We start from the raw sequence: 19303 nt of genomic DNA on the forward strand, positions 1-19303 counted from the left end.
TCAAGAAAGTCCGAGATAAACATAAACAAAATCCCCCGCACCGAATTGGTACGGGGGATCAGGTCAGCATACTAATCTAGTAGTAGCTTATGCTTTTGCTACTTCATTAAGGCTGGTAAGAATCTTCTCGTCTTTTTTATCCCACTTTGGAGCTGGACGCAAAAGCTGGAAGAGAATTGCTGCCAGGAAGATAAAGGCAACAACAGTCCACACACCAAAGGAGCCAAGAACGAAGAACTCCCAGAACTGATTAATCATCAGGCCTACAATCCATGCAAAAATGCACTGATAACCAATAGCAAACCAGAACCACTTAGAGTCGTTCATTTGTCGACGAATAGAACCTACTGCAGCGAAGCAAGGTGCGTCAAGCATATTGAATGCCACAAATGCACACATTGCACCAACGTGGAGGATACCACCAGCATCAGTAAACATACCAGCAAAGCCAGACCACATAGTGACAGACTTCTCACTTGCATCGCCAAGGCCATAAAGAACGCCAAAGGTGGAAACAAGATTCTCTTTTGCAATCAAAGCAGAAATAGAAGCTACAGTTGCCTGCCAATTTCCAAATCCAAGTGGAGAGAAGATAAATCCAATAGAACCGCCAATAGCAGCAAGCAAAGAAAAGTCCATAACATTATCAGGAGCACCCTGAATACCTGGGAGATAGCCGAATACTCCATTTGCGCCGTCCCAGTTAGCCCAGCCAAAATTGGATAAAACCCAAATTCCAATTGCTGCAGCAAAAATAATGGTACCAGCTTTAATAATATACGCAGAAATACGCTCCCAAACATGCATTGCCCAAGACTTAAGAGAAGGCATGTGATAATCAGGAAGTTCCATGACAAATGGTGCTGGCTCTCCCTCAAAAGCCTTAGTCTTCTTTAGCATGATTGCAGAAATAACAATCATAGCTACACCCAAGAAATAAAAGGCTGGGGCAATCCACCAAGCAGTAGTTCCTCCAATAAGAACACCCATAATCAAGGCAATAATAGGCTGTTTTGCCGAACATGGAATCATAGTGGTAAGCATAATCGTCATGCGACGATCTTTCTCATTTTCAATAGTACGAGTAGAAAGAACGCCAGGAACACCACAACCAGAGGAGATAAGAAGTGGAATAAAAGACTTACCTGATAGACCAAAACGACGGAAGACACGGTCCATAACAAAAGCAACGCGGCTCATATATCCGCAGTCTTCCAAGAAACACAACATAACAAACAAGACAAACATCTGTGGAATAAAGCCAAGAACAGCACCTACGCCGCCGATAATACCGTCAACTACAAGACTGGTGATGACGGGGCTTGCGCCAGCACCCTCAAGAGCGCCGCGAGCAAGCGTAGGAATACCAGGGACATACATGCCGTACTCAGATGCCTCTGGCTCAGTAGCAGCGCCTTCAACAGCGGTCTTGAAGCCCGCAGCAGTTACGCCGCCCAGAGTCTGAAGTTCTTGACCTTCAGCAAGAATTGGGTTGCCGTTTGCGTCAAGCTGAAGAGGATTGTCGTCAGTATCAACGAAGTTGCCATCCTCATCATGAACTGGTGCGCTCAGAGCAACAACGTTCTTCTTGGCAGTCTCTGCCTCAAAGCTGGTGATAGCGTCAGAATCCCACTGTTTAGCCGCGATTGCAGCACGAACCTCAGTGGTATCAATACCGGCCTCGTCTGCTGCATTGAGATATGCGTCAATCTGGTCGCCATAGTGGTGAGAGTCAAAATCATCTTTTGCCTGACTATACTCTGCATCTCCGATGCCCAATACGTGAAAACCTTTGTCAAACAGATTGTCGTTGACCCAGTTGGTAGCATTGATACCAACTGTAGAAATAGAGATAAAATACACCAGGGACATTACAATAACAAAAATTGGAAGACCCAGAATACGGTTAGTAACAACACGGTCAATCTTCTCGGAAGTACTCAGTTTTTTAGGTGCTTTCTTGACGCAAGCTGCCATTACGCCAGCAATCCACTCATAACGGTCAGACGTAATGATGGACTCAGCATCATCGTCGCGGGACTGCTCAACTGCAGCAATAATCTGCTCAAGCTCTGCGGTCTTCTCGGCAGAAAGGTTAAGGGGAGCAATTGCATTTGCATCGCGCTCAAAGACCTTAATGGAATACCAACGAGACAGAGTTGCAGGAGCAAGGCCCTCGATTGCAGTAGCAATCTTACCAAGAGCCTCTTCAACCTCTGGGGTAAAGCACTTAACACCCTCAGCAGGAGTTCCCTCCTGGCCGGCCTTAATTGCAGTCTTTACCAGAGTGTCAATGTTCTTGTTACGAAGTGCAGAAACCTCAACAACCTCAACACCAAGCTGCTTGGAAAGCTCCTTGGTATCAATGACGTCACCGGACTCCTTGAGCAGGTCAACCATGTTAAGACCAAGAACAACAGGGCGGCCAGCCTCAAGAATCTGAGTTGTCAGATAGAGATTTCGCTCCAGGTTGGTAACATCGAGAAGGTCAATAATGGCGTCTGGACGCTCATTAATGAGGTAGTCACGAGATACCTGCTCCTCTGGTGAATATGGAGACAGAGAGTAAATACCAGGAAGGTCGACAAAGGTGACGTCCTTATCGGCACGCCAATTTGCCTGCTTCTTCTCAACGGTAACGCCTGGCCAGTTGCCGACGTAGCCGTTTGAGCCCGTAAGCTCATTGAATAGGGTGGTCTTACCGCAGTTTGGGTTACCTGCAAGACCAATAATAGTCTTTTGTGCCATTAGGCTTCCTCTACCTTGTGAACGTCTACTACTTCAATGCTTGCAGCTTCATCCTTGCGGATAGAAAGCTCGTAGCCACGAACTGTGAGCTCAATTGGATCTCCCAGTGGAGCTACTTTTTTGACATGAACCTCAGTGCCCTTAGTAAGACCCATGTCCATGATGCGACGTTTCACGGCGCCTACACCCTTTAGCGCAGCAACCGTGCAACTCTCCCCCACCTTAACGTCTCTCAGAGTTGCCATAACCTTCCTTTCATCGAAACACGTATTAAAAGCCGCGGGTTTTACCAGCAGCGCAATACAACAAAGTGTTTAAAGCGGAGAAACCATGATGTGCGACGACATCTGACGGTTCAGTCCAAGTCGTGCACCCTTAACGCTGACAATAACGTCACCGTTGACACGTGAAATAACCTTTACCTCGGCGCCCTCAACAAAACCAAGTGTTGAGAGGTGCTGGCGAAGATCAGAAGCACCCTTAACCGTTACGATCAGCGCAGTCTCTCCCTCACCAAGCATGGCAAGAGGAAGAACTGGACCAGAATTCGCAGGACCCTGTGAGGTCTTTTCTGTATCCATGCATCCCCCAAAATAACGTAGGCAAACTAAGTTTGCTCTTTCGAACTTTTACTTCATTAGTATCAACTAAAAGTTAAGGTAATTCAACTTTCATTTAATAATTAAAATAAAAATAAGGCGAGAAACTCTGTCTACCAGTGGTTTCTCGCCTTGTAAATATTGCAACTTTATTTCAGGTAATACTAGTTTTACGTAAACATAAACGATTGTTTGCTCAAACTTATGGTAAGCGATGTGACATCAGCCTGTATTCTGCAGACCTGCGGCAACACCAGACACGGTGCACAAAATCAAATACGTAATGTTTGCACGTTCCTCTGGAGTAAGCATGTCATCCCTTATACGAAGCTCAGACAGGGCATGCACCTGCGTAACCGAGAGAATATTAACAAATGGCAGACGCAGGCGGATAACAGGACCAAGCACACGACGGTTCTCCAACGGCCACTTGTTACCGGTGATAGCAAGGACCCACTTGCGCGTCAACGACATCTCGGAGAGAACCATCTCCGAAAGTTCAGAGCGATCACCCAGGGCCAGATAAAGCCTTGCAATACGAGCATCAATTTTGGAGATTGACATCTCAATGTTGTCGATAAACGTAGTGAACAGCGGCCACTCTCTATATGCCTCACGGAGGCGTTCGATATCCCCTACTGCCTCGCAAGCACTGCCCAGTCCGTACCAAGCAGCCAGGTTGATACGAGCCTGTGACCAGGAGAAAATCCAAGGGATAGCACGCAAGTCATCAAGAGACTTGGCGCCCAGGCCACGTTTAGCAGGTCTTGAACCAATGGGGAGAAGACCAATCTCTGTCAGAGGGGTAACAACCGAGAACCACTCAGCAAAGCCATCGGAGTGAATGAGCTCCAAGAAACGCTGCTTGGACGCTTTATCAAGCTCAGAAGCGAGTGAAGCAAACTTCACGTCTGTCTGAGTATTCTTCTGCTCAATAGAAGGTGCCATCTGAAGCAGTGTTGCTCCAGCGACGGACTCTACGTGACGACGGGCAAGCGTTGGGTCACCATAGCGAGCAAAAATAACTTCTCCCTGCTCAGTAAGTTTAAAGCGACCGTTGACTGAGCCTTTGGGCTGAGAAAGAACAGCACGGTTTGCAGGACCACCGCCACGACCAACTGCACCGCCACGACCATGCATCAAGATGAGGTCAATGGAGTTCTTCTCTGCCCACTCTGCCAAAGCAGCCTGGGTCTTATGAAGTACCAGTGTTGCCGTAGTTGGTCCCTCATCCTTCGAGGAATCAGAATAGCCCAACATAACCTCAAGCTTGCGGTCTGTCTGAGCAAGACGCGCCTGCACCTCAGGAAGCTGAATTACCTGGTCAAGTGTAGCAACGGCGTTCTCAAGGTCTTCAATTTGCTCAAAGAGTGGAATGACGTCTAGAACAGGAACGTCTTCTTCATTTGCAAACGCTAGACGTGCAAGCTTATAGACATTCTCAACATCCTGAGCAGACTGCGTAAACGAAATAATATAGCGACGAGCAGCGTTAATGCCATTCTTCTTTTGAATTGATCCAATGGAGCGGAAGGTGTCTAGCACCTCCTGCGTCATAGCATCAAGTTTGGCGGGTTTCTCGGCAGTTGATGGGTGTGCCTCAATATCTGTAAGTGCACGCTTGTGCACCAAAGAGTGCTGACGGAACTCCATCTCTACCAAGTGGAAGCCAAAAGTTTGAGCCTGCCAGATAAGCTTCTGAACAGGACCGTAGGCAATACGGAAAGCCCCTGCTTGAGCCAGTGAATCCTGAATAACACGCAGATCAGCAATAAACTCTTCAGCGTTTTGATACATCAGGTCAGCATTGCGCTCAATGGTGGCGCTGAGTCGGCCAGAAATGACGCGCATCGCCGCACGGTGCAACTCAGACCCAGCCTTATCAATAGCCCTAGCGGTCAGGGCCTGGCTCATTTCTACCTGCTGTGCCCAAAGATTGACAAGCGCAGGCGAAGCTGGAGTAGAAATACCATCAAGCGTCAGGCCTCGACTGACTTCCTTGGTAGCCCGAGCCAGTGCCTGCAGTACGTGTACACGGTACTTCTCGGCAACTTGGCGAGAAACCAGAGCGGTAACATTAGGGTTACCGTCGCGGTCGGAGCCAATCCAGCTACCTGGACGGAAAAATGGTGGGCAGACAGGCGACACACAACCAGCGTTTTCTCCCAGTACCCAGTTATCAAAGCGGCGATATACCGAAGGAACCATCTCAAAAAGGGTGGTATCAAAAATGTTAAGGACAGTATCTGCCTCCTCCAAAGGAGTTGGCTTTTTATGACCGATAGGAGACGTACGGAATAGGCCGTCAATCTCTTGCAGCATGCGACGCTCGTTTTCCACACGAGCAGGACCACCAAGCCTCTGACGCTCATCAAGAAGCTCTGAGATGGTACGGATTCGGCGTTCAACGTTTTTACGACGAGCCTCAGTTGGGTGCGCGGTAAAGACGGGGTGGAACTCAAGACGATTAAGACGTGCTTTTGCCTCTTCTTCACCGCACTCGTCAATAAGCTGTCTATATGCAACGGTTATCTCATTGATAGGGTCTTCTGCAGAAGATGGATCAACAGAAGCCTCACGAGAACGCAGGCTGGTAACGCGATAATTCTCTTCACAAAGATTTGCTAAGTGGAAGAAAGTTACAAATGCGCGCATGAGAAGCACGGAGTCTTCCATGCTCAAGTTGTCAATGGTAGAAGCAAAGCGTAGGAAAGCATTAAGCGATTCCTTCTCTGAATCTACTTTGAGTACCGCATTGATTGCCTCAAGCAGCAAAGGTGCGCGAGTTGTAGACAAATCATCTGGTCCAGCTTTAATTGCCTCAACCAACAACGTGTCAAAACTAGTAAGAAGATCTGGATTGTACTCAGCAAGCACTTTTCTTACCAAACGCAAAAAGAAGGTAAGGTTATCGCGCAGAGGAGCTGGCGCTTTAAGCGCTTGAATAAGGGTACGAGCAGCAGCAATCTCATTCCCGCGTCGTTCAAGAAGCGACTGAGCTACTTCAGGAGTTGTTGCACCATCGATGGGTTTCTCGTCAAAAGAAGCATTGCTGGACTCTAGATTTGAATCTTGAGGATTGCCTGCCATGCTCATCCTTTCGTCACATGACTCAGAATACGTACTATCTACCATACCCATTTGTAACAATCTTCGCACGATTGTTTGTCAATCTGTTACCTAATGTACATCGTGGACTACAATCGATACAACAAATAAAAATTGATATATCAAAGTTTCTAACCGCGCTAAAGAAGATCTTAGGTTTTACATGCTCAATCCATTCAAGAAAAGTCGTACTGCGTACAACAATTCTTCCGTACATAAGCAGGTAGAGCGTCTACGCACACCTCGCTATGAGCTTGATGACTCGCGCACAACCGGGAGTCAACCTGGCATTGTGGTTACGTGGTGGACCAGGCTTCTGTCTGCCGTGGTCTCTGGCGATATTGCTAATCAAGACGAGCAATATCTAGCGCATCAAACGTCCCAGGATTATCTCTTCAACGCACTTGGCCAAGGCGCCTGGGGCGCACTTTTCCCGCTTTTAACTGTTGTTTGCTCCCAGCTTGTTGGCATTGAACAAGCAGGACTTTTCTCCATGGCATTTGTTGTGGCAACGCTTTTGTTATTTATTGCCCAATACGGTGTTCGCACGTATCAAGTTTCCGACATAGCCGAACAACGTAGTTTTTCTGATTACCAGATTCAACGCGCAGCCACTGTTGTTGTTATGGTGATTGCTGGCCTTGTTTGGTGTTTCTTCAAAGGCTACACCGAGCCCATGTTTTCTATCTGCACGGGAGCTTTGCTTTTTAGGGCAGTTGATGGTATGGCTGATGTCTACGAAGGTCGTCTTCAGCAAAAAGACAAACTCTACCTCGCAGGACTCAGTCAAGCTCTTAGGTGTAGTGCCAGTTTTATTCTCTTTACTGTTGTGTTGTTTGTTACCAGAAATCTTGTATGGGCAAGCTGGAGCATGGGTATTTGTGCCCTTATCACCCTGCTATTTGTTTCTGCTCCCCTAGCCATTCTTGAGACCGATAAAAGCGTTCGCATCAAACTTGCAAACATCAAAGATATCTTTGTACAGTGCTGGCCCCTCTTTTTAGCACTTTTCCTCTACAACCTTATTGACTCGCTGCCAAAGTTTGCCATGGAAGGCACACTTTCTTACAGCAATCAGCTGTACTTCAACGCACTTTATTTCCCAGCTCACACTATTTTGATGATCTCTACACTCATCTACAGGCCACAACTCTTCAAACTTGCTAGTTTGCTAGAAACCTCAATTCATAATCCCGCTAATAAGAAACGCTTTGGCGTCATTGTACTTGCAATGTTTGGAGCCATTGCTGTAGTCACCATTGGTACCGCTGCATTTGTCGAGTTCATTGGCATTCCTCTCAACGGCTTCTTGTATGGCGTTGATTTTGAGCAATATCGTGGACTTGCACGCATTATGGTGGCCACGGGTGGACTTTGTGCTGCGATCGACTTTTTATACCAGCTCATCACGATCATGCGAGTTCAAAAGGCAGTTACGCGCGCCTACCTTATTTCATTTGTTGTATCCATCCCTATTATCTGGATGATGGTCAGCTTTACTGGTCTTAACGGCGCAGTTATTGGCAGCTTCTCCTCTATCCTAATCCTCTTCTTACTGCTTATCAGCGAATACGCCGTAGCACGCCTAAAGAGCTAACCAATACAATCAAGACTAAAGAGTCATAAACTACCTCGGTTTTAACGCAAAATCCCTCTGCTCCATATACTGGATCAGAGGGATTTTTGTACATAAGACGAGAAAATCTACTGCTTGACGGGTTTCTCGGCAAAAATCTTAGAAGGAGCAGGCGCCGCCGATGGTGCAAGCAGCTGCTGCAGAGCCGTCGTCTGAATCATCGTTTGAGCCAGAAACATGGAAGACCTCGGAAAGGTAATTGATGATGTCGCCAGACTCATACATTGCCTTGCCGTCAATGAACAGACATGGAACCTGACGCTTGCCGCCTACCTCGATGAGGCGCTCACGAGCTGCATCATCAGCAACAATGTCATGCATAGGAAGCTCGATGTTGTTCTGCTCCATAAAGGACATGACCTTGTGGCAGTATGGGCAGGTTGGCTTATAGAAAAGCTCAAGATTCTGAGTAGCCATAGAAACTCCTTTTGTTAGTAATTACTACTACTTTGTCTATACCCACCACAGTGCAGTTGTTTCACATGGATTTGAGTGAAAAGCTTTAATCAAAGAAAATTCCAAAATGATCCGAATCATACCCATCATAAAATTCTTCGTAACTCTTTTTTGCTTCTTCTGGCGCATCATCTTTAATGTGATATCCGCGGCCGTCATCAAAGAAGACATCGTCGATACCTTCATCTTCTGGCGTTGTATACCAATCGCGATTGCTCAAAAAGTAAAAACCTTTAAGACGTAACATGTTTCACCAATCAGCCATAGCTTTACCAATTTTGTACAAACTATCGTATAGCGCTAGTTTACTCGTACGTAATGAAAGCTGCTTAACAGAAGCAATAAGCGGCCGCTCGTGGCATAAAAATAGCCGCACAAGGCGGCTACGTGGGAAATCATGGTGCCAGCAACCAGGATCGAACTGATGACCCCCGCTTTACGAGAAGTGCCCAAAGTGCGACATTCGGGTATTTATGCGACAAAACGAATTATGGAAAATGGGTGACAAGCTGCCTATATGGGCATTATCAAAAGTTTAACTGTTAAAGTGAAAACAGTCGGTGTGGCCAATTTGTGGCCGAATTTGTGGCCAAGATTTGTGGCCAACGGCGAGAGAGGTTATCAAAATGAAGCTATATCTGCAAAAGCGCAATGGCTTTTGGCGGGCGCGTGTCACATGGACGGACGCAGAAGGCAAGCGACACGAACGCAACGAGACTACACCTATCGAATGCAGCGAGGATGATAACCGCGGTAAAAAGCGCGCCGAAGAATGGCTGGAGGGTTGGGCACGAAAGCTCAATATCTCGGACAAAGGAACGAGCAACGGCGCAACGATGACGTTGTATTCGTATTGCCGCGCTCACTATGCGACCCTGCAAGCTATGGGACACATTGAGGGACGCACTGCTGCGGGCTATAAAACAAGCCTAAACTACCTCGACCAATACTTCGGCGAAAAGAAAATCGGCGAGATAACAACTGCCGAAGTCGAGAGCTTTATCCAATGGCTCACCGAGCGCGGGTTGAGCAATAACACTATCAAGAAAACGTTTAACGTTCTCCACCATTGCGTGCGTCAAGCTGTCGCGGTGCGTGATATCGAGTGGGACTATTGCGCGGCAATCAAGCCGCCTAAACGCCAACTGCCGCCACCAAATCCGCTTGACGAGCCTTCACGTAAGAAGCTGTTATTTATGCTCGAAAACCTCGAAAAAACGCCTTACGTGGTCGCCTGTTACCTCGCATACTATACCGGCATGCGCCGTGGCGAGATATGCGGTTTGCGTTGGTGCGACGTTGAACTTACACCCGGAAGCGAATACGTCAACGTACGCCAGGCGGTGAGTATCGAAGAAGGCGGAACGTATGTCAAGCTGCCTAAGACGAACAAGGAACGACGTATACCAATTCCCGTAAGCCTTGCTGCTATCCTCAAAGAACGCCGCGCGGGGCTGCTAGAAGATTGTATGCTTTGCGGTATCTCGTTTGAGCCTGCAATGTACGTGTGCGGCGATGTCGAAGGCCACTACCTACACCCAAGCCCGCTGTCTAAGTGGTGGCAACAGCATGCCAAGGAATGGGGATTCATGGGAACGCAGAAACGCCGCCCGGTATTCCATGACTTGCGCCATACGTTCGCGACGATTGCCGTTCGTGCAACCGACCCAAAGACGGCGCAGGACATTCTCGGACACGCGGATATCAACATGACAATGCGCTATGCCGACACCACGACCGAGCAATTAGAGAAAGCGCGTAACCCTCTAGCGTCCGCACTAGGCGAAAGTACGGACACGGGCGCGAAAGTCGAGGAATTCCCGCGTAAAGCGGCTAATTTCTAGCGTTTGCGTTTCCGCTGGTAAACGAGCCGTTGTAAGGCGTTTTAAGGCACGCAAAAATTGAAGTCGAGTAAATACCCATAAAAATACCCTCAACCACACGGGCGAGGGTATTTATTTAAGCATTCATCTTCGGTACTAGGTTATCTTCCGCGGATATCCAGTCCGTAGCAATTCCGCGTTCACTCAGTGCGTACGATGCGACGCGAGCCGTTGCGTTTGCCTGTCGCCAATCGCCGCCGTCGTCGATGCAATGGTGTTTGTCGTATTCGTCCTGGCTAGTCCAGTAAACCAGCTTGACACTTTCGGGATAGTCACCGACGGTTTGTGCGGCTTCTTCAATCTGTCCGAGCGCGGCTGCGACAACTTGGCGTTGCAGCTTCAATGCGTCATCGAGAATATCCCATGCGTCCTGCGGCGCGTTATATTCTGGGTATTTGACGCTCTCCCAACGCTTCACGGAACGCTCGGACACGTCCAGTGCGAGCGCGAGGTCTGTTTGGTTCATGCCTACTTGTTCGCGTAAGGCTTTGAATTCTTGCTTGTTGCGCATTATTCCTCTCTAACTATTTTTCTTCAATGCTTGCGTAAGAAATAGAGCCGTTCTTTTCTGCTCTAGAGAAGATGCCAGTTTTGCTGTCTTCAATGTCATAGCCTTTTGATAGTAAAAAGTACACTGCACGCTGTCTGTCTCTAAATTTATGCATTGAATAGCAGCTCTGCATTGTCGCAAACCACGGACGAAGTCTAATTAAATACATAACTCACACCCCCCTACCAATTCCACAACACGAAGTTGTAATCAAGGCTGCCGACGTACTGCGTGCGGTGGCCGCCCTTAAACTCAACAGTTGTGACCAGCTCGCCGTGCTTCTTGCTTGTATGCTGCTCGACGATATGTGCCGACGCGTCTTTCTCGAGCTTCTCGGCGACGGTCACGCGGCTATCGCTGTAACCCGCTGCGTGTGCTGAGTCGAGGTCGGAAGTATAATCGCGTGCGTTCTCTAGCAGCTCACTAGCCATGCGGCGTGCGGTTGAGGACTTGCTGTGCTTCATCTGATAAAGGATAGTTGCGTTCATTTCTGTTCCCCTTCTCTGGGCTGAGGTATGACCTTGTGTCTCCCTCTTGTTATTTATAATATAGTCCCGTTTAGGGACTAAGTCAAGCAGAATTTTAGAAATTTTTAGAAAATTTTTTGGCATAAAATTAGGGCTATGCACTATACACAGCCCGTATAAAGAGCAAGTAACCGCTCTTTTTTTAGTACGTCCATTATAGCAAATCGGCATAAAAAAAGAGCCCCTCCCGCCGAAGCGAGAGGGGTTACAAGTCTAGTCTTGCACTCTTCCGAGCAGCTCTAGACGTGTTACTTAACGCCCGAGATATAGCCGTCGTCGTTAGTTGTGACTGTGATGTCACCTGTGAGCAATCGACCGTCTTTATCGAACGCGCAAATGTTATCCGCGCCGACCTCATACAAGCCGTCGACTACACACGAACCGTCGGAACGCAGATAATACCACGCGTCGTCCAGCTTTAGCCAGCCTGCGGCCATGCGGCCTGTCTCGTCGAGGTAATAACGCTTGCCGTCACGCTCCTGCCAGCCAGTGGCCATGCGGCCGTCAGAGAGCAACATATACCAGCCGTTATTGTACTCAATCCACTTATCGAACTGCAATGCGCCGTCATCGCCGAAGTACCACCAATACTTCTCCGAGCCACTCCAAGACGCGAATACCCAACCGGTTAACATCCAGCCGGACTCGTTGAAGTAATACCAGCTGTCGCCGACTTTGAGCCAGCCTGTGGCGTAATCGTCAGCGGTTGCGCCCGTCTGATACCACCAAGAACCCTTGCCGTTGGTGTGCCAGCCGCGCTCCTCAACGGAACGCGTGCCAGTCATAACCTCATACCAGTAGCAAACGCGGCTCATGTATTGCGCGTTCTGCGAGTGTGCAAGCTCACCAGGACAAGCGGTCGCGACAATCTGCGAATGTGGTCGAACGTTGCCACCCCAACGCGGATAGCCGAGACCGTACTTAATAAGAAGAGCGGCCACGAGGTGTGCGCCGCTCTCTAGGGTTGCTTCTGACACCGTCCACGGGTTCGTGGAGTTGTTCGCATGCTCAATCGAAATGCTGGACTGGTTCGCCGTCCAGTTGCCGCATGCCCAAGCCGTATCGCTCTCGTAGACGTGTTGGGCGATTACGCCGTCGCCATCTACCGAGTAATGCGCGCTCTGCGATTGCATACGCGACCACATCGAGGACAAAGAAGCGGCCGTCAAACCGACAGCCGCTTCATGGTGTACTACTATGTATTGAACGCTATGCCCGCCGCGTCCCGAGTCAAACGCCGATGTAGGTGCCCAAACGTCGGCGGTAATCTCACCCGAAAAATCAGCCATTATCTGCCCTCCAAAGGTGACTTTCCCTCGCGTACCTCTGGAATACCAGCAATAGAGGTCAGAAGGGATACAATGGCCGCGAGAGCTGCCGCAGAAGCAACGGCCACCCAGTCAACGCCCGTGATGCCGATTGCGTTTGTGCCGATAAGTGCTACTGCGGTTTGCGCTGCGGTCTTGATTGCTCGTACCAGTGCTGCTTTAACCCACTCATTCATAATGTTTCCTTTCAAACGGTTGTTAATGTCCTGCGTGCTCGTGGTCGTGCGCCGCTTCTAAGCGGCCAAGCCGTCCCGAGTTGCTTTTTACTGCGTCCTCTACGACCGCTAGACGCGCGGTATGGTCGTTGATTGTCGAGCGAACGTTGGAAATACTTTCATCTGTACGCGCCATGTAAGCCGCAAATGCCTTCTGATTTTCTTCAAGGTCTTTGCGTAAGCTCTTAATGCCTTCTTCAATTCGGACTAAACGCTCCGCGCCTTCTTGGTTGCTCTTTGCGAGGGTGCGAGCACCGTTAAACATGCTTATCAACATCGCGAGGAACGAAAGCAACGCGACCACTTGCTCAAACGTAATAGGGTTCATCGTGTCACCTCCCTACACGCTTACTTCGGCGCGACGGTGTACGTCAGAGTGCCGTAACGCCAATCGCGCGATGGTTTGCCGCCCATGTCCTGCATGTAAATCTTGCCGTCGGGACGTACCGAAAGAACACTGATAACGTCGGCGTTGTTGGGACAAAACGCGTCGTTGTAATAGATGTTTTCGTACCCTTCAACGTTATATTTGCTGCTATCAACCTTTGGCGGGCGCGAACCTTCCGGAATAAGAAACGGACATAAAAGAGAGTCGTTTTTAATTCCAGCGTCGAGCCAAACGCGGGCGTGGATAGTAACGCTTGTGCCGTTGCGCCATACGTGCCATAGGTTCTTACTTGAACCGCTGTACCCACTAGGCGGCTCACATGAAATAATTTCAAAGTTTTCACTGGTAAGCGCGTCAACGGTTGGCAATGCGTGCTCAACGGTTGGCGTTAAGCCGTTCAGAATGACGCGTGCAATCGGCACTTGCGCTTGATACTGTCCCTTTGAGAGGTCGCCTGGCGTATATGCGGGGTCTTTTGCCGCGTCCTGCGTTGCCGCTGGCGTTCCTTGAATGGTGGATAACGCGGTAGTTCCAACGCCTGTTGAAGCGTCGACTTTCAGCGTAAGAATAACAAGGTCTTTGCGCCATTTACCCTGCGTACCGTTGGCAATGCTTGCTTGTTCGGCGCGCTCGTTGATGACAAAACGGCCGTCCACAATCAATGCGCCCGGCGCAATGTTAATCTTGTTGCTTGACGCTACGGAAACCTCTAGCCCCTGCGCGTACTTGGTGATATATCTGCCATTGCCGAAGATAGCAATGTTAAGCGCGCCGGCTTGCTCAGCGGTTACATGAGCTTTGTTTTGGCGCGAGGTTACGAAATCAAATGCCATGTGCTACCTCCTACATTACGGGGTTCTTGATACTGCCTGTGGAAATCAGATTGTCGATTTCTGCGTCGTGCTGTTGTCTTAGATAACGCCAACGCATGGCATGTTCAAAACAGAGGTCGTATTTCTTTGTATGGCCTTTAGCGTCGATATACTCAACGCCTACAGCCCAGCCGTGAGTGTCAACTTCTTTCTCGGGTACGTCTAACTTGCTTTGACACCCCTTAACGTCACACTCGACGTGTACGTAATTGTTCAGTCTCATTTCGCGTCTCCCGTGGTGTATGTGACCTTGACAACGCCCGCGTTATCCAGCGTCACAACCTTTTTTGTTACTTGTGCCTTTGCGCTCCAACCTGTTTTATCGTCGAAGCCGCCGACAATGTCGCCGACGTCGTATCGGTCGGACGTATCCGTCAAAACAACGGTTAGCTTCTTCGCTTCGTCGATGTATTGTTGGAGTCTCTTTTTGCCGTCGGCTTCAAGCGTCGCTTGGTCGGCTGCCGAATAGTTGTAATACATAGAGCGTTCAAAAACGCCGCTTTGCGACTTCATGCGCGAGATATTGCCGTTTTGGTCGGCGTACAAATCAACCGCTAGACGTTCGCCCTTTTGGCCTTTACCGCGGCATACAAGATGATTGAATGGTAAGAAGTCGATATCCGCCTTTACGTTGGTTAACGCTGTGTCGAACTCTTCATCTTCCGTCCAGTCTTTACGCGGAATGATAGAAAGCACGGCGCGGCGGTCGTTGCACTGAATACGCAGCTTGCCGCCTAGCGCGTCTAATGCGCCCATTAGGGCTTCATAGAGCGTGGAATAAAGCGGTACTTTGTAATTGCTTGCAACGATTGCGCACGCTTCGTCTGATACCTCAAAGACGGACGTTAAAGAAAGCCACGATACCCAGTTCTTTAATACTTGGTGCATGTCGCCGTTAAAATAGACGTTGTCACCGTCAGAGGGCGCGAGAATAACGCGGTTATTGAGTAGCCCCTGCCACGTTTGGCCGTGCCACTTATACGCGCCGTCGCTCTTAATGCGCGTAATCATGCCGCCGTATGGTGTACCTTCGATGTACACGAATTGTCCCCGCTCTGCACGCGGCGCGTTAGCTGGAACGGTCAACTCAAAGTCATTTTCGGCGTTATCGCCAATGCCTACAGCGATATCAAGAGAAACGGGGTCGATGATAAATTCATCTTCCCCGTCCTTGTTTCGTAAGATTATATCCACGGTAGAGCCGCCCTTCGCTCGATTAGCGTTAGGTCAAAGCCCCATGATTGCTCCCAAGTGACGTTGTGAAGCCCCTGCGGGACACGCTGGAAGATATACGACCCCGAACCTTCAATACCACGAACGCGATACTTGAAAGCGTCCGTTGCGTTGCCGTATTTGTCCTTAATGATTACACTGTCGCGGTTCATGCTGCGTTTCTTCGTGCTGTCAATGACGAGCAAGCCGCCTTCTGGAACGGTAGTATCCACGCCGTACGTATTACCTGCGATATAGATTGAGGGGTTTACCGCGTAACCATAAACAGTTAGTCGGAAATCGCACGGCGTTTGGCTCGTATTCTCGAACTGTGAACCTCGCGCCGATGTGCCGTAATCGTGCGGGTAGTCGTGCGGGTAGTCGTGTCCTGTAAGCTGTTCATTGCTTGCACTTTGCGGCATGAACGAGATAGTACGTTCGCGATACCAAATAGGGTTCTTGGCCTGTAATTTAAGCTGCCATGTACGAGAAGCGGCGTACCAGTTCGATACACCGCCCTCTACGATGTTGCAGTTTATATACCAGCCATCAATTACGAGCTTGTCGGGCAAACCGCGCTCGGTGTCGTAATCTGCAAGCGTTAACAATCGCTCGACTTCTTCGCGCTGCGTGGTAGTTTGTGCTACCAGTTCAACGCTGTATGTCCTGGCTTCACGGCTAAAACGCGTTGCGTTGCTTCGCCATTCCCAGCCGGCCAAATCATCGCCAAACATGAGCGTTCCAAAGTTGCCGGAGATATCAAACGTCGTGCCGCCTGCGGTAATAAATTGTGCCTGTGACATTTACGCCATCATCTCCCTAATCTGTCTACGCTGTTCGCGCTCTGATACGGTTACGACTGGAGCACTCGCGGCGATGATTGCACCGAGGTTTTGAGCCAGCCAGCGAATAAGTGCGTCATTTGTGGACTGTCCGAGTATGCCTTCCGCTACTGCGTCGGCAAATGGCTTCACGTAACGTTTGTTTGTGAGTGGGATAATTGCTTCCGCGCCGTCCTCGCCGACAATGTCAAGCGGGGTTGCACGATTAACGATTGCGCCGTCGGCGTGCATGCGAAGGCCACCCGCTGCGTTAGCACGGATACCGCCTGCCGCGTTCTGCTTCATGAGGTTTACAAGAATGTTCTTGTCATGAAGGCTGTTCAGCTCCGCTTTAACGCTGCGAAGAACGCTTGATGCGTTATCGTGTGCTGTAATGGTGAATGACTTATCGTTGACACCCTGCATATTGAGCGATTGAACTGTCGCAATGATTGACTGGATATTGCCGTTCGAGTTGATAGCTAAGGCTTTGAAGTTCTCGCTGCCGATTGCCTGCAAGTCTTGAACGGTAATACCAGCGTTTGCCATGGCTGCGGACAGGTCATTGACGTTGATACCTACACTCTCGATAGCGTCATTTGCGCCGAAGCTATTGAGAGCGTCGTTAATCTGCTTTGTGGCTTCCTGTGCCTTGATGGCCGTATCGTCTAACGTCACGCCCAAGTCGCGCAAAGGCTGCACCAAAGAAGCGGCCGTGCCGTCGTATGCTTGCGCGATACGCTGCCACTGTTCATCGGTAAGGTCGCCAAGCTGCGTTGTATCAGCTCCGAGTGATTGTAGGTCACTGGAGAAGTCAGCAAGTGAGCCGTGCTGTTTAACGTATGCTTGCGTGAGGTCGGAAAGTCGGCTAACAAGTCCGTTGTAAGCGTCGGAGTTAGCGTCAACAGCCTTGCTGTTAACCTCCAAGTCGCCTTCCGTCTGTCTAACGGCTGCGTCTAGTTCCTCGTACGCCTTGCGTGCGTCGCGTGCGTCCTGGCCAAGCTGTGAAGCGTTCTTGCGGCGTTGCCAATCTTGCTCGGCTTGCTCGCGTGTAACAGTTCCGCCCTCGCCGTCCGATGTGCCGACTTGCTTGTTAATAAAGTCCTCGTGTGCTGCGTCGCTGTACTCCGCGTTTAGCTTGCGTTCTGCTTCTGCTAGGCTTTGAGCTGCCGCGGCGCGCTGCTTGTACTGCTCTGTCAGCGTTTCAGTAAGCGCGGCGGTCTTGATTTCCTTTTCTTTAGCAGATACAAGCTCGTTGATAGAGTCAGTGAGCTTCTGAACGTTTCCGTTAGCGTCTGTATAAGAGTTGTTCATTACGTCGGTTGACGAAATGTTCAAGCCTAGCTGCTCATTGAGCGTGGAGAGTGCCCACGACAACTGGCCTTGTGCCTGTGTTGATAGGTCTGTCGCACCCGCGTAATTGCTGATGATTGTTCTAGCGCGTTCAAGCGTTCCAACGTTGGTTGTTGCTTCTGAAAGCGTGCTTGCAATCTTGGAATTACTGTCAGAAATAGACTTCATGAGCGCATCAACGGACATGGCCGCGCCACCCGCTGTGTCGGTGATTTTATCAATCATCGAGGAATATGTGCTCAAGCCGTGCGACTGGTTAGCGACGTCGTTAATCGATTTCAAGCCGTTAGCCACGCCGTCGCTATGCTCTTTCATCTTCATGAATTGAGAAGCAGCGATACCGACAACGGCACCGATAGCAACGATACCGACGGTCACGGGGTTAATTGTGCTTATAAGCGACGTGAAGCCGCTTTTGATGACGTTAAACACGCCGCCGTATGCAAACTGTGAAGCAACCTTAGCGAACATGTTAAATGTGCTTGTTGCCTTTAAGATAGGCTCAACCTTGCCGAACACGGAGAATGCCGCAAAGCCGCCAATGACGGCGGGCGCGAGTGCTTGGAAAACTGGAATTGCTGCCTTGATTGTTGGCACTGCGTCTTTGACAAAGCCGTTGAACGTCTTAAAGCCAGCAAGGATACCGCCGCGGACATCACCAAAGAAAGACGCGATATTCACGCTTCCGATTGCTTCCAGCGTTCCAGCAAGGCCGCGTGTAATGGCGTTGTTCATGTTCGCCATTTGCGTTTCAATGCCGCCCGCGGCTGTTTGTGCCTGGTCTTTGAAGCTGGTAATACCCGCTCCGCCTTCAAGGTCTAAGCGGATAATTGCGTCGATTAGCTGGTCAATAGAAACAGTACCCCAAATCGCGCCGCCTTCTTTTTGCTTTCCGCCGCCTAGGGCTGCGTACAAGTCACGGGCGTTGTGTGTAGGGCCGAGAAGAGCATGTGCAAGCTGCGTCAACTGCCCAGGCATTGCCTGCATGAGTGACTTCCAGTCCTGCATATCTGGTCTACCCTTAGACAAAATCTGTCTAAACTGTTCCATTGCAGCACTAGCGAGTTGTTGATTTGCACCCGAAGCAATGAGCATGTCGTTCAAGCCAAGGCCAACTTTAGTAGCACGGTCTAGGTCGTTTGTGATGACTGCTAGTCCCTTGACGGTCTGAACCATGGTGTCTAGCTGTGTAGGCAATGACTGGAGTCTGTCAGACATATAGTTAATGCTTGCCGTTGACTCTTTGGCGGCAAAGCCTAGCGATTGCATTGTGCGAGGGTAAAGCGTTAGCGTATCAAAGCGCGATACTGCCGCGCCGACGTGGTCTTGAATAGAAGCCATAGCGCGGTTGACAATGCTACTAACAGCACCCGCAACAACGCCAGCTTGAGCAAAACCGCCGCTAAAACCTTGCGCGGTTTGTGTGCCGATTGTGTGGCCTGTATTGCTTGCTGTCTTTGACGCAGCGCCTAGTTCTTTATTAATCGTGTCCGAAAGTTTACTTTCAAACTTTGGGACGATTAAGAGGTCGGAGCGTCCGATTTCTCCTGCCATTATTCCGTTACCTCCTCCCATTTAACATTTGGGTCTTGGAGTCGTTTAATTGC

At 49.6% G+C, this 19303-nt stretch carries 18 protein-coding genes; 2 read left to right on the top strand and 16 right to left on the bottom strand.

The annotated features are described in order from the left end of the window. Positions 1 to 87 precede the first annotated feature (87 nt). From feoB to ACO5GU_RS00310, 4 genes are all read right to left on the bottom strand, one after another. Positions 88 to 2748: a ferrous iron transporter B gene (feoB, locus tag ACO5GU_RS00295; protein WP_484929489.1), complete on the bottom strand. Its 2661-nt coding sequence runs from the start codon at positions 2746 to 2748 to the stop codon at positions 88 to 90. Next, positions 2748 to 2993 carry a FeoA family protein gene (locus ACO5GU_RS00300; protein ID WP_035432316.1) on the bottom strand — a complete coding sequence of 82 codons (246 nt, stop codon included), beginning with the start codon at positions 2991 to 2993 and terminating at the stop codon, positions 2748 to 2750. The genes feoB and ACO5GU_RS00300 overlap by 1 nt, the downstream gene beginning before the upstream one ends. Positions 2994 to 3062: 69 nt before the next feature. After that, a complete protein-coding gene (locus ACO5GU_RS00305) occupies positions 3063 to 3329 on the bottom strand; it encodes a FeoA family protein (RefSeq protein ID WP_051479314.1) in 267 nt (88 codons plus the stop codon). A 240-nt stretch (positions 3330 to 3569) separates the two neighbouring features. Then, entirely contained in the window at positions 3570 to 6437 is a 2868-nt protein-coding gene (locus ACO5GU_RS00310) for a phosphoenolpyruvate carboxylase (RefSeq protein WP_484929492.1), read from the bottom strand. A 181-nt stretch (positions 6438 to 6618) separates the two neighbouring features. Here ACO5GU_RS00310 and ACO5GU_RS00315 point away from each other — a divergent pair, with 181 nt between their 5' ends. Beyond that, positions 6619 to 8052, top strand: a complete 1434-nt coding sequence (locus ACO5GU_RS00315; RefSeq protein WP_484929494.1) for a lipopolysaccharide biosynthesis protein — start codon at positions 6619 to 6621, stop codon at positions 8050 to 8052. A gap of 138 nt (positions 8053 to 8190) precedes the next feature. On the opposite strand, the gene ACO5GU_RS00320 is transcribed toward ACO5GU_RS00315, so the two are convergent. Both ACO5GU_RS00320 and ACO5GU_RS00325 read right to left on the bottom strand, forming a co-directional pair. Continuing rightward, the gene (locus ACO5GU_RS00320; protein ID WP_035432322.1) at positions 8191 to 8508 is read right to left on the bottom strand and encodes a glutaredoxin family protein; all 318 of its coding nucleotides are present in this window, start codon (positions 8506 to 8508) and stop codon (positions 8191 to 8193) included. A gap of 85 nt (positions 8509 to 8593) precedes the next feature. Continuing rightward, positions 8594 to 8794 (bottom strand): hypothetical protein, encoded by a 201-nt coding sequence (locus ACO5GU_RS00325; protein ID WP_484914083.1) that lies wholly within the window; start codon positions 8792 to 8794, stop codon positions 8594 to 8596. A 379-nt stretch (positions 8795 to 9173) separates the two neighbouring features. Between ACO5GU_RS00325 and ACO5GU_RS00330 the strand changes: the two genes are divergently transcribed. Next, positions 9174 to 10391 carry a tyrosine-type recombinase/integrase gene (locus ACO5GU_RS00330; protein ID WP_484929496.1) on the top strand — a complete coding sequence of 406 codons (1218 nt, stop codon included), beginning with the start codon at positions 9174 to 9176 and terminating at the stop codon, positions 10389 to 10391. A 115-nt stretch (positions 10392 to 10506) separates the two neighbouring features. Here ACO5GU_RS00330 and ACO5GU_RS00335 read toward each other — a convergent pair whose 3' ends face one another. The 10 genes from ACO5GU_RS00335 to ACO5GU_RS00380 form a co-directional block, all read right to left on the bottom strand. Then, the gene (locus ACO5GU_RS00335; RefSeq protein WP_484929498.1) at positions 10507 to 10941 is read right to left on the bottom strand and encodes a helix-turn-helix domain-containing protein; all 435 of its coding nucleotides are present in this window, start codon (positions 10939 to 10941) and stop codon (positions 10507 to 10509) included. Between the two features lie 221 nt (positions 10942 to 11162). Then, entirely contained in the window at positions 11163 to 11468 is a 306-nt protein-coding gene (locus ACO5GU_RS00340; RefSeq protein WP_484929500.1) for a hypothetical protein, read from the bottom strand. Positions 11469 to 11755: 287 nt separating this feature from the next. Beyond that, entirely contained in the window at positions 11756 to 12796 is a 1041-nt protein-coding gene (locus tag ACO5GU_RS00345) for a peptidoglycan recognition protein family protein (protein WP_484929502.1), read from the bottom strand. Continuing rightward, positions 12796 to 13011: a holin gene (locus tag ACO5GU_RS00350; protein WP_484929504.1), complete on the bottom strand. Its 216-nt coding sequence runs from the start codon at positions 13009 to 13011 to the stop codon at positions 12796 to 12798. Before ACO5GU_RS00350 ends, ACO5GU_RS00345 begins: the two co-directional genes overlap by 1 nt. A gap of 22 nt (positions 13012 to 13033) precedes the next feature. Next, entirely contained in the window at positions 13034 to 13378 is a 345-nt protein-coding gene (locus ACO5GU_RS00355) for a hypothetical protein (RefSeq protein ID WP_484929506.1), read from the bottom strand. Between the two features lie 20 nt (positions 13379 to 13398). Next, positions 13399 to 14271: a hypothetical protein gene (locus ACO5GU_RS00360; protein WP_484929508.1), complete on the bottom strand. Its 873-nt coding sequence runs from the start codon at positions 14269 to 14271 to the stop codon at positions 13399 to 13401. Positions 14272 to 14281: 10 nt separating this feature from the next. After that, positions 14282 to 14533, bottom strand: a complete 252-nt coding sequence (locus ACO5GU_RS00365) for a hypothetical protein (protein ID WP_484929510.1) — start codon at positions 14531 to 14533, stop codon at positions 14282 to 14284. After that, entirely contained in the window at positions 14530 to 15504 is a 975-nt protein-coding gene (locus tag ACO5GU_RS00370; RefSeq protein ID WP_484929512.1) for a hypothetical protein, read from the bottom strand. The genes ACO5GU_RS00365 and ACO5GU_RS00370 overlap by 4 nt, the downstream gene beginning before the upstream one ends. Beyond that, complete coding sequence (locus tag ACO5GU_RS00375; RefSeq protein WP_484929514.1) at positions 15495 to 16325, bottom strand: hypothetical protein; 831 nt, start codon at positions 16323 to 16325, stop codon at positions 15495 to 15497. The genes ACO5GU_RS00370 and ACO5GU_RS00375 overlap by 10 nt, the downstream gene beginning before the upstream one ends. Next, positions 16326 to 19250, bottom strand: coding sequence for a tape measure protein (locus ACO5GU_RS00380; RefSeq protein ID WP_484929516.1), 2925 nt, complete (start codon positions 19248 to 19250; stop codon positions 16326 to 16328). Positions 19251 to 19303: the final 53 nt, after the last annotated feature.

This window comes from Lancefieldella sp. (genome assembly GCF_057237245.1).

What these genes read in the sequence shown, in the direction of transcription:
- feoB (WP_484929489.1), bottom strand. Translation starts at nt 2,748, where the DNA reads ATGGCACAAAAGACTATTATTGGTCTTGCAGGTAACCCAAACTGCGGT.
- ACO5GU_RS00300 (WP_035432316.1), bottom strand. Translation starts at nt 2,993, where the DNA reads ATGGCAACTCTGAGAGACGTTAAGGTGGGGGAGAGTTGCACGGTTGCT.
- ACO5GU_RS00305 (WP_051479314.1), bottom strand. Translation starts at nt 3,329, where the DNA reads ATGGATACAGAAAAGACCTCACAGGGTCCTGCGAATTCTGGTCCAGTT.
- ACO5GU_RS00310 (WP_484929492.1), bottom strand. Translation starts at nt 6,437, where the DNA reads ATGGCAGGCAATCCTCAAGATTCAAATCTAGAGTCCAGCAATGCTTCT.
- ACO5GU_RS00315 (WP_484929494.1), top strand. Translation starts at nt 6,619, where the DNA reads ATGCTCAATCCATTCAAGAAAAGTCGTACTGCGTACAACAATTCTTCC.
- ACO5GU_RS00320 (WP_035432322.1), bottom strand. Translation starts at nt 8,508, where the DNA reads ATGGCTACTCAGAATCTTGAGCTTTTCTATAAGCCAACCTGCCCATAC.
- ACO5GU_RS00325 (WP_484914083.1), bottom strand. Translation starts at nt 8,794, where the DNA reads ATGTTACGTCTTAAAGGTTTTTACTTTTTGAGCAATCGCGATTGGTAT.
- ACO5GU_RS00330 (WP_484929496.1), top strand. Translation starts at nt 9,174, where the DNA reads ATGAAGCTATATCTGCAAAAGCGCAATGGCTTTTGGCGGGCGCGTGTC.
- ACO5GU_RS00335 (WP_484929498.1), bottom strand. Translation starts at nt 10,941, where the DNA reads ATGCGCAACAAGCAAGAATTCAAAGCCTTACGCGAACAAGTAGGCATG.
- ACO5GU_RS00340 (WP_484929500.1), bottom strand. Translation starts at nt 11,468, where the DNA reads ATGAACGCAACTATCCTTTATCAGATGAAGCACAGCAAGTCCTCAACC.
- ACO5GU_RS00345 (WP_484929502.1), bottom strand. Translation starts at nt 12,796, where the DNA reads ATGGCTGATTTTTCGGGTGAGATTACCGCCGACGTTTGGGCACCTACA.
- ACO5GU_RS00350 (WP_484929504.1), bottom strand. Translation starts at nt 13,011, where the DNA reads ATGAATGAGTGGGTTAAAGCAGCACTGGTACGAGCAATCAAGACCGCA.
- ACO5GU_RS00355 (WP_484929506.1), bottom strand. Translation starts at nt 13,378, where the DNA reads ATGAACCCTATTACGTTTGAGCAAGTGGTCGCGTTGCTTTCGTTCCTC.
- ACO5GU_RS00360 (WP_484929508.1), bottom strand. Translation starts at nt 14,271, where the DNA reads ATGGCATTTGATTTCGTAACCTCGCGCCAAAACAAAGCTCATGTAACC.
- ACO5GU_RS00365 (WP_484929510.1), bottom strand. Translation starts at nt 14,533, where the DNA reads ATGAGACTGAACAATTACGTACACGTCGAGTGTGACGTTAAGGGGTGT.
- ACO5GU_RS00375 (WP_484929514.1), bottom strand. Translation starts at nt 16,325, where the DNA reads ATGTCACAGGCACAATTTATTACCGCAGGCGGCACGACGTTTGATATC.
- ACO5GU_RS00380 (WP_484929516.1), bottom strand. Translation starts at nt 19,250, where the DNA reads ATGGCAGGAGAAATCGGACGCTCCGACCTCTTAATCGTCCCAAAGTTT.